8 protein-coding genes are annotated in these 9649 nt (G+C 66.3%); all 8 read right to left on the bottom strand.

Going from position 1 to position 9649, the window contains the following annotated elements; translation table 11 throughout:
* Positions 1–201 precede the first annotated feature (201 nt).
* Entirely contained in the window at positions 202–1431 is a 1230-nt protein-coding gene (locus tag QZY07_RS23490) for an HlyD family secretion protein (protein ID WP_295408186.1), read from the bottom strand.
* Positions 1432–1434: 3 nt separating this feature from the next.
* Complete coding sequence (locus QZY07_RS23485; protein ID WP_295408184.1) at positions 1435–1866, bottom strand: hypothetical protein; 432 nt, start codon at positions 1864–1866, stop codon at positions 1435–1437.
* 12 nt (positions 1867–1878) lie between these two features.
* Positions 1879–3558, bottom strand: coding sequence for a SulP family inorganic anion transporter (locus QZY07_RS23480; protein WP_295408182.1), 1680 nt, complete (start codon positions 3556–3558; stop codon positions 1879–1881).
* Between the two features lie 97 nt (positions 3559–3655).
* Positions 3656–5422, bottom strand: coding sequence for an AAA family ATPase (locus QZY07_RS23475; RefSeq protein ID WP_295408181.1), 1767 nt, complete (start codon positions 5420–5422; stop codon positions 3656–3658).
* 234 nt (positions 5423–5656) lie between these two features.
* Positions 5657–6454, bottom strand: coding sequence for a MotA/TolQ/ExbB proton channel family protein (locus QZY07_RS23470; RefSeq protein ID WP_295408179.1), 798 nt, complete (start codon positions 6452–6454; stop codon positions 5657–5659).
* A complete protein-coding gene (locus QZY07_RS23465; protein WP_295408177.1) occupies positions 6451–6864 on the bottom strand; it encodes an FHA domain-containing protein in 414 nt (137 codons plus the stop codon). Before QZY07_RS23465 ends, QZY07_RS23470 begins: the two co-directional genes overlap by 4 nt.
* A 58-nt stretch (positions 6865–6922) precedes the next feature.
* The gene (locus tag QZY07_RS23460; protein ID WP_295408175.1) at positions 6923–7849 is read right to left on the bottom strand and encodes a PP2C family serine/threonine-protein phosphatase; all 927 of its coding nucleotides are present in this window, start codon (positions 7847–7849) and stop codon (positions 6923–6925) included.
* Positions 7843–9447 carry an FHA domain-containing protein gene (locus QZY07_RS23455; protein ID WP_295408173.1) on the bottom strand — a complete coding sequence of 535 codons (1605 nt, stop codon included), beginning with the start codon at positions 9445–9447 and terminating at the stop codon, positions 7843–7845. Before QZY07_RS23455 ends, QZY07_RS23460 begins: the two co-directional genes overlap by 7 nt.
* Positions 9448–9649: the final 202 nt, after the last annotated feature.

The following is a 9649-nucleotide window of genomic DNA, read 5'->3' as shown; positions in this document are numbered from 1 at the left end:
TATTTCCAAATATAATTTTGCCCTGAAAATAATATTGGCAAATCATAAGCTTATGTCAAGCTAACAAAGTAGAATTAGTGTTCTATTCCTGAAGTATTTATACCATTGAAAATTCGAGAAAAAAACCCCGAACACCCATGAGCAGGGCATGCATCGATCACTCATAAACCGCGTCGGCGCCGACGTTTGTCCGTCGCCTCCTCAATGCCCGCCCAGGACCAGGGTCTGAATCGGCAGCAGCAGCGCCTGGATGCGCAGGATCATGGCATGCACCAGGCCGACCGTGTCGATGGCATGCAGCCCGAAGGCGCGCCAGAAGCCGGTGTCGGGGTCGGCGAGCGCCGCGTGGTTGCTGGTATAGGCATTGGCGATACAGTTGCCGCCCTGCGGCAGGTCGTCGAGCTGACCGGGGTAGAGCGGCTCCAGGATGACCGTGAGGGTGCCGGGGCGCGCGAACTGCTGGAGATCGACCAACTGATCGGTCGGTCGCACCTGACCGGAGGCGATGACGTTCTGAACCTCGGTCACGACCATCGGTACGATGGCCCAGGGTTTGGCGATACAGGTCACCTCGCCGATCATGCCCACCTTCAGCACCTGTGCCTCGATCTGCCCGAATCCTGCCAGCAGGCCCGTGACCCGGCGCTCCGGCACCAGGATGCCGGCGGGCCGGAGCATGGGATTGACCACATCGCCCGGACGCAGCGCGAACTGCTGCACGATCCCGTCGGTCCCGGCCACGACCAGGGTCTTCTTCAGATCCACCTCGGCCTCCTGGAGCGCGGCCTCGGCGCTCGCCTTCTGGGCGGGGAGCTTGAACGCGATCTCCGAGACGATGGCCTCGCGGCTCGCCAGGGCCGCGTCGAGCGCGCCCTGCTGGGTGTCGACCTGCACCCGCACCCGCTCGACGTCGCGCTCCGCGACCGAGCCCGGACTGCGTTTCTGCACTTCGGTGCGGGCTTGGAACTCGTCGACGGCCTGCTGAAGCATCCCGCGCGCCTGGACGATGCGGCCGTCCGCCTCGGCCAACTGAGACTTGGCCACGACCATGGCGGCCTCGATCTCGGCGATCTTGCGGCGCGCCGTCTCGACCGCGGCCTCCTGCTCGGTGCTGTCGAGCCGGAACAGCGGCTGCCCCGCCTCCACGCGCTGGTTGATGTCGACGAAGGTCTCGGCGACCCGGCCCGAGGTCTCCGGCAGGATGGTCACGGTGCGGAACACCGAGGTGACGGCCTTGGTCGAGGGATGGAAGTAGAAGATCGTGGTGATCAGGCTCAGGGTCAGGATCAGGCAGAGCGTGATTCCCCAGCGCAGTTCGAACCAGACCGAAAACAGCGTGATCTCGTGCCCGAGCCGCTTGCCCTGAACGAAACGGCGAAAGAGGAAATCCGGAAAGATCGTCAGCATCGAGCACAGCAAGAGTTCCACCATGACTTAGACCTCCCGGTGTTCGACCGCCGGATCGGCGGCCGGCGGTGATGTCGCGGCCTGTGCCGCTGGTGGCGCCGGAGCGGCGGGTTCGGCGTTCGCGGCGATGCGGTCGAGCGAACGGGCGATCGATAAGAGCGGCGTCGTGAAGTCAGGCAGCGGGATCAAGGCAAGCAGCAACCCGGCGATCCAGAAGGCGTGGTTGTGGGTGAAGAGCGCCAGCAGCGCCAGCACCGCGACGAGTTCGAACTGGATCTTCTGGCCGCGATGCGCCATTTGTTCCGGCAGGGCATGGAGCTTGAAATAGAAAAGGCCGATACCGATGACGGCCAGCAGCACAAAGATGGCCATCACCACGAACAACACGTCGGTCTCTCCCGGCGCGGTGACGAAGGGGGGCAGATGATGCGTCGCGGTCGGGTGAAGCGGATCCGTCATGTCGAAAATCTCTCAGGCACGTTGATTGGAATCGTCGCTGTTTAGCAGGAAGTGCTCGATGGCCAGCGACAGGCTGAAGAACATCCGCGCGCGGCCAAGCCGTTCACCGAGCGGCGAGCGTTGGACCATGCCCAGCGTTTCCGGATTGAGCGCCACCAGCCAGAGTTGCGCGCCGCGCTCGCGCAGCCGCTCCTCGCCCTCGGTGAGCATCTTGAGCGCCGAATACTCAATGTCGGTGACCGCGCTGAAATCCACCGCCACCACCTGGGGACTGGCGGCGTCGATCAGCGGCCACAACTGCTCGCCGATGCGCTGGGCGTTGGCGAAGAAGATCCGCCCCTCCGGGCGCACCATCAGCAGTCCGGGGAAGTTCTCGTCATCGGGATGATCGTCCGACCGTGGACGGAACACGTCGGTGCCGGGCTTGCGTCCGAGAACATAGAGGCGCGGATGGGCGGCCTGATAGGCGATGGAGACCAGCGAAACGACGATCGCCACCACGATTCCCTTGAGCGTTCCGAGCACCACCACGCCCCCGAAGGCCGCAAGCGCCCACAGAAACTCCATGCGCCGCACCCGCAGGATGGCGACGAACTCCGCCGGCTGGATCAGTCCGATCGAATAGACGATGACCACGGCGGCCAGGGTCGCCATCGGCATCAGCCCCATCAGCGGCGCGAGCAGGAGCAGGGTCGCCACGGCGACGGCGGCCGTCACCAGCCCGGATACCTGGGTGCGGGCGCCGGCGCGACGGTTCACGGCCGTCTGCGAGGTGCCGCCTCCGCCGGGCATGGCGCTGAACAGGCCGCCGACGACATTGCCAAGACCCGTCGCCAGCAGCTCCCGGTTCGGCTCGGGACGCGGCTCGCCGCGACCGGCGAAGGCGCGCGCGGCGGCGATGGACTCGGTAAAGCTCATGAGCGCGATGCCGAGCGCGCCCGGCCAGAGTTGTTCGATCAGACCCCAGTTGGGGAGGGTCAGGGACGGCAGGCCCTGAGGAATGTGGCCGACGATGGCCACGCCATGGCCTTGCAGCGCGAACAGACCCGAGACGGCGATGCCGAGCGCGACGGCGACCAACGGCGCCGGGGCGCGTGGGGCCAGGCGCTCGATCCCCACCAGAATGGCGAGCATCGCGGCACCGACCGCGAGCGTTGCCAATGAGGTCTCCGGCAGGTGGGCGATGAGCGCGAAGAGGTCGCGCAGGAAGCCGCTCCTCTCGAAATGGATGCCCAACAGCTTCGGCACTTGATCCAGGATGATGACCAGCCCGACGCCCGCCTTAAAGCCGGTCAGCACCGGCTCCGAGATGAAACTGGCGACCACCCCGAGACGCAGCGCCGAGGCCAGAATCAGCATGATTCCGACCAGCACCGCGAGCGTGGCGGATGCCGTCAGCAGCGCCGCCGGATCGCCGCCCGGCACCGCCAGCGCGAGCTGGGCGCCGGTGAGGATCGCCAGGGTCGTGGTGGTGCTCACGCTGAGCGGCCGCGAGGTGCCGAGGATGGCGTAGATCACCAGCGGAACGAAGGCGGTATAGAGTCCCACCTCCACCGGCAGCCCGGCGATGGTGGCATAGGCCATGGCTTTGGGGACGACCACCGCCGCCGTGGTCAGACCGGCAAGCAGATCCAGGCGCAACCAATCCGGTTGATAGCCGCGCAGCCAGTCGAGCATGGGAATGTGACTCATGCGAATTCACTCCTGATCTGTCTCGGTCTCAGATCTCTTTCAAGTTGTGCATGAACAGCAGGAAATCACGCATGTCGATACGGTCCTGAATCGGGAGTCACAGTGCGCGCCAGACAATCCGCTCCACCCCCAGCGCCACCACGGCGAAGGCGTGCAGATCGGAGACGCCATAGCTTGCGCGCAGGGTCGCGCCATAGCGGCGCGCCTGCGCCTCGGCCTCGTCGAGCTTCGCCGCCACGGCGGGCAGGACGCTCAAGTCGGCGCGGGAATGCGCGCGTACCTGTTCGCCGGTCAGCCCCAACTCTTTCAGACCCAGATACTTGAACTCCAACAGCAGATCCAGCGCCTGGAAGCGGCGCATGTCCGGGCGCAGGATCAGCGCGAGATCCACATAGCCGCGTGCCGTCTCCAGCTCCGAGACGGTCATATAGAGCCGGTCGTTGAACAACAGGGTCAGAAAAGCGAACTTGACCAGCAGTTCGTTGGTCCAGCGATAGTCGCGGTTGGAGATCACGCTGAAATAGCGCTGCTCGATGAAGTCGCACAAGGGGGCCAGGTCGCCGGTCTGACAGACCTCCCGCCCGATGCGCTGGACGCTGGTCTGATCCGCCGGATCCGGCAGCCAGCGTTCCCGCAGACGTTCCACATAGAGCGCGCGGGCGACCAGATTGGGGATCTTAAAGACCTCCTCGTTGAATCCGGTCCGACCGGCCCAGGTCAGGATGCCGAAGTAATAGAGCAACGACACCATGAACCGCTCGTCCTTGGCGGCCGCGAGCACGTCGGCCACGCCGAAGCGTTGCGCCAGTTGCGCAATCGCCAGCGCGTCGTCGCCGCTGAGCGCCTGGATCAGCACCGCCTCGCCGTGCGGAAGCTGGGCGATATAGACCAGTTTGTTGCGATCCATCGCCAGGTTTTCGTCGAGCATCTGTTGCGGATAACGGCCCCGCCGACGCAAATGATCGAGAAAATAGAGACTTAGCGTGGGGTTGTAGACGCTGGTGTCGGCCAGGTCGCTGAATCGATAACCGTTGTAGAAGGTGCGCATGGTGTCCAGGGCCTCGCTGGCCGACCAGGCGGCGCCATCCCCGCTCAGGCGCGTCAGCACGGCGCTGACCTCGGTCTCGGAAAAGCCGCAGAGATCGTTGAATTCAGGCTCCCGATCGATGCTCTTGCCGACGTTGTACCCACTCGTCATATCGCTCAACACTACCGGCGAGACGCCGGTGATAAAGACCCGATCCAGCCCCATGCCGCCCGCCGCCGCCTTCACCGCCTTGAACACCGTTTTCAGCAGACCTTCGCCGTAGAGCAGGGCGTCGTAACGCTCCGGCGACTGACCGCCCATCAGCACCTCGTTGGCAAAGTTGTCGTATTCGTCAATCAGCAGATAGAGCTTGTGCGGGGTCTGCGAAACCGCCATCAGGGCGGAGCGCCAGGACGACAGCGCGTTGTCGTCGCGAATCTCGATCGGGTGCGGCAGACGCGCGGCATAGCGCAGCGCGAATTCCTCGATGCAGTCGTTGAGATGACGATGCAGCGCGGACTCGATCTCGCGCAGCGTCCCCTGCGACTGGATCAACGAGAAGTCCCATTTCATCACGAAATACCGGTTGCGCAGCGCGGTCGGCTGGCGACCGATGGACAACCCGCCGAACAGCGATTCAAAGTCGTCAGCGCGGTTCAGGTCGTAATAGTGCTCCAGCATCGAAAGCAGCAGACTTTTGCCGAAGCGGCGCGGGCGGATGAAGATCAGTTGCCGTCCGGCCTCCTCCAACTGTGGAATGCGGTCGGTGCGGTCCTGATAAAAATAGCCGTCCGCGATCAGCGTGGCGAAATTGCTCAGGCCATAGGGAAATTTCATGCGATAGCTCCCACTTCAGTGTGCTCGGCGGCTTGTCGATCGCGCACGCATGGGCAATGGGGTTCGTACAGCGGCGCCGAAGTTTCGGCAACCATCTGCGGCGCCAAGGCTTCCAGCCCTGACGGGACAGATCAGGATGATCTGTCTACGCAAAGAGCGCGCTTCGTTCGCAGGGTTGAGCGCAACGACCCTGGAGTTTTCCTGACAACCACTTACTTTGCTTCCAAGGCACGTCTAACGCCCCGCATACAACCGATTGATCAGATTGACCAGAGTGTAATACCCGGCCTGATTGACGGCCAGTTCTTCGCGCGCCTGCACCAGATGGAGCAGCAGCACCAGCAGCGCGCTTTCGGCCAGGGCGACCAGCGTGGTGTTGAAACTCACGCCCAGCGCGCGGGCAATCTCGCCGAGCGGCTGGGTGCCGGCGTTCGGGTCGATCAGGGCCATCGCCAGCGCGATGCCGACCACCGTGCCGATAAACCCCACCGTCGGAATCGCCCACACCAGATAACGCAGCAGGGCGTAGCGCAGATCCACGCGATGCGCCAGCAGTTCCAGACTGCTGTTGAGCACGCTGACAGTCTGATCGACCGAGCGGCTGGCCTGGAATTGCAGGATGCACAGATCGATCAGTCCGGGCAGAAAGCCCTGTTCGCCATCGTGACGCTGGGCGACACGGGCGCGGATCGGCGGCAGGTCGTGCGCCTGGAGGACGACGTCATACGCCTGCGGCAGCAGCCCTTCCGCAAGCATGGCGCATTCGCGAACCGCGCTGCGCCAGCGACAGAAGCTCTCGCCCAGTCCGATGAAGAGGATCAGGTGCGTGAGATTCTGGATCGTGAAGGGGTAGGGAAAGGGGTAATTCGGCGGCAGGGTCGCGTTGTAATCGAGCCACAGCACGGCGGCCGGACTGCCCGCCGGCAGCACCAGCGTGAGCAGGGCGACGAACGCCCCGGCCAGCGCGACCGCCACGAGCAAGATCCACGAGCGTCGAGGCCGCTCCCACAGGGTGTCGCGGAGCACGCTCATCGACCGCACTCCGGACAGGGCGCGTTAACGGGTTTCACGTTGCCGCAGACGCAGCGGATCAGTTGCCGTCCCCGCGCCCAGGGTGGGGCCTCGTCCACGCCGGACAGAAACGGCGCCACGCGGTCGGGAAACCGGCGACCGAATGCCTCCAGCAGATCGCGGATTCCCAAGGTGACCGCGCCGAACCGCGCGCGATCCACGGGCGAGACCAACGCCTGCCGGATCTTGCGCGCGTGACCGTCGGCACCAATCAGAAAGGTGCCGTTGGTGCTCTTGCAGTCGGTCAGCAACAAGGTGCCGAGGCTGGGAAGGCTCAATTCGGCATGGCGCGCGCTCACCGATTCGTCCGCGAGCGGGACATCGCAGTGCGCATCCCGCCCAATGGTGATCTTGCGTGGCGGTGCGCTCATGTCGCCTCCGGCGCGAGCGCGCGCGGCTGGTCGTCGGCGGGCGGCGGAAGGGGGAGCGTCACCGACGAGGGACGTCCTCGGGCGGCCGATCCCGCCATCCCGTCAGACCGAACCAGGCGGCGCCAAGCGTCAGCAGCAGAACCGCCGACAGGACCGCGAGCCGGACGCCACGCGGCGGGCGGCTCGTGACCGACGCCATCGACGGCGTCTCCCCGGACGCTTCGCAGGCGAGCACCGCGACCGTGGCGTTGTCCTGATGCGCCAGCGCCCGTTCTCGCAGCGCGACCATCAAGGTCTCGGCGGCGTGTTGCGGAGCGGCGGCCAGGGGGCGTTTCAGCTCGTCGCGCGACAGCACGCCATCGACCCCGTCGCTGCACAACAGCAGACGGTCGCCCGGTTGCAGGGTCAGGGGCCGATAACTGGCGTCTACCAGCGGAATCTCGGCCAGCCCCAGAAAGCTGGTCAGGGCGTCGCGGTCGGGATGGCTCGCGAGATCATCCGCGTCCAGCGTCCCGGCGACGACTTGCGGCCAGAGTGCGTTGGCGAGGGTGTGATCCTCGGTACAGGGCGTGAGCGATCCGTCGGCGGCGCGATAGAGATACAACCGACTGTCGCCGACGCCGATCCAGAAGAGTTGGGCGTCGCGCACCGCCGCCGCGACCAGCGTGGTGCCGACCTGTCCCACGCCCGCCGTTGTCTCGGCCAGTGCGTACACCGCCCGATTCGCCGCCCGCAGCGCACACGCCAGCGCCTCGGGAACCGGCGTGGCGGACGGCTGGGCGGCATAGGTCTCCAGCATCGTTTTGACCGCGAGTTGACTCGCCGCGCGCCCCTCGCGCAAACCGCCCATGCCGTCGGCCAGGACCACCAGCACCCCGCCCGACGGATTGGCGCCCTGGGCCGAACACCCGGCGAAGCCGAAGGCGTCCTGTTGCTCCGGGCGCGCGCCGATCCATTGGGCATTGCCCGGCTGCAAGATCAGCATGCTCGACTCCCGATCCCGCCGAGACGCAACTCGGTCTGACCGACACGCAGCACATCGCTGTCGCGCACCGGATGCGGCGCGGACAGCGGTACGCCGTTGAGCCAGGTCTGATTGGTGGAACCGAGATCCTCCAGGATCGCCTGCCGGCCCTGAAGGCTCAGGCGCGCATGCTGCGTCGACACCTCATCGTCCTCGGCCAGCCGCAGCGAGCAAGCGCCGGCGCGCCCGATCAGCGCCGCCGGGTCTAGGGCGAGTCGGATCGTCTCGCCCCGCCGCGCGCCGTTCATGAATGTCAGGGTCAATGCTGGAGCGGTCGCGGGCGATTGGTGCGCCGGCTCGGGCCGGACCGGGGAGAAGCGAGCGAGATTGTCGATGGGCAAGGCGTTCGGCGCCAGGGTCTTGGGCTCGACGGCGGGGATGTCGTTGGCGATTGGCGCGACGCGACGCCGACGCCAAAACAGCCAGCCGCCAAGCAGCGCGGCGATCAGCGCGACCGCCAGACCCGGCCACCAGGACGCCAGCAGCCCGGCGAGCACGCGGGCGGGATCGGCGGGCGCTGCCGCGACGGGGTCAGGCGCGGTCGGCGACTCCTCGCTGGCCGGCGCGTCTGGCGGGAGCGCTGGCGTCGGATCAACCGGAGCCGGCGCGTCCGGCGCTGGCGTCACGACCGGATACAGCCGCACGTCCACCCCGTCGTTCAGCGTCAGACCGGCCTGGGTCAGACCGATGCGCAAACGATAGCGGTTGCCATCGGCCACGCAGCTCGCGCAACGCACCTGGATCCGCTCGACCGTCCGAATCCGCTCGCGCATCGTCGCATAGGCCGCGCCCGGATCCGTCGCGCCCGCGTCGCGGAACATCCCGCCCGAGCGTCGCGCGAAACGTCCCAGCGCCGCCAGCCCCGACTCCCGCGCCGCGCGATCGCGCACCCGGCTGAAGCCGATGGCATAGATCGGCACCGCGCCCTCGGCGACTTGGGCCTCGACCTCCTCCGCCGTCATCCCGCCCGGCGCGTCGTCAATGCCATCGCTCAGGATCACCAGCGCGCGCCGGGAGGGCAGATCCTCCCCCTGTTGACGCCCGAGCGCCAGACCTTGCGCCAGCGCCTGATGCAGCGCGGTTTTCGGGTCCGTCGGGGCCAGGGTTTCGATGGCGGCGGTCAGCGCGGCACGGTCGGCGGTCGGTGCAACCGCGGTGCGGACATGAACGCCGAAGGTCAGGAGCGCCGCCCGATCCGGCTCGCCGAGCGCCGCGATCCAGTCCCGCAGGGCCTCTTGGATCCGCGCGAACTGGGCCGTATCGAGCGAGCGCGAGACATCCACCAGAAAGAGATAGAGCACCCCCTCGCCGGTCGCGGCAAAGGGCGTGACGGATACCACTTCCGCCACCTGGGTTCCCAGGGTCGCGTGCAGTTGTCCGGCTTCGATGCCGCTGACCGACTCGCCCGACTCGTCGCGGATCGCGACATAGGCGGTGACCGCCGTGCCCTCGGCCAGCGCCTGTGAAATAGCGATCTCCGCGGGCGGGCCGGCGTGGGCGGCCGCCGTGGCGCCCAGAACGGCGGACAGGGCGAGTAACCGCCAGGGTAACCAAGACATGAAAGCGCGCTCCTGCTGGTGTGTGGGGTCAGGCAGGTTCCGGGGCTTCAGGTGATTTCCTGAAGGGGGGTGGTCGGTTAGTGCCTCCACGCCCTATATGTTGTGGTCACCACTTATAGCCATGCGTCACTGCGGCTTCAGTGACGGGCTCGGTAACGACCGCCTGCTCCATGAGTCGGCGGAAGACGAGTCCACGGCTCTG

Source organism: uncultured Thiocystis sp., assembly GCF_903866365.1.
Taxonomy (GTDB): domain Bacteria; phylum Pseudomonadota; class Gammaproteobacteria; order Chromatiales; family Chromatiaceae; genus Chromatium.
The sequence above is the reverse complement of the archived record's forward strand: the minus strand, read 5'-3'. Positions and strand labels throughout refer to the sequence as shown.

What these genes read in the sequence shown, in the direction of transcription:
- QZY07_RS23475 (WP_295408181.1), bottom strand. Translation starts at nt 5,422, where the DNA reads ATGAAATTTCCCTATGGCCTGAGCAATTTCGCCACGCTGATCGCGGAC.
- QZY07_RS23465 (WP_295408177.1), bottom strand. Translation starts at nt 6,864, where the DNA reads ATGAGCGCACCGCCACGCAAGATCACCATTGGGCGGGATGCGCACTGC.
- QZY07_RS23485 (WP_295408184.1), bottom strand. Translation starts at nt 1,866, where the DNA reads ATGACGGATCCGCTTCACCCGACCGCGACGCATCATCTGCCCCCCTTC.
- QZY07_RS23480 (WP_295408182.1), bottom strand. Translation starts at nt 3,558, where the DNA reads ATGAGTCACATTCCCATGCTCGACTGGCTGCGCGGCTATCAACCGGAT.
- QZY07_RS23490 (WP_295408186.1), bottom strand. Translation starts at nt 1,431, where the DNA reads ATGGTGGAACTCTTGCTGTGCTCGATGCTGACGATCTTTCCGGATTTC.
- QZY07_RS23455 (WP_295408173.1), bottom strand. Translation starts at nt 9,447, where the DNA reads ATGTCTTGGTTACCCTGGCGGTTACTCGCCCTGTCCGCCGTTCTGGGC.
- QZY07_RS23460 (WP_295408175.1), bottom strand. Translation starts at nt 7,849, where the DNA reads ATGCTGATCTTGCAGCCGGGCAATGCCCAATGGATCGGCGCGCGCCCG.
- QZY07_RS23470 (WP_295408179.1), bottom strand. Translation starts at nt 6,454, where the DNA reads ATGAGCGTGCTCCGCGACACCCTGTGGGAGCGGCCTCGACGCTCGTGG.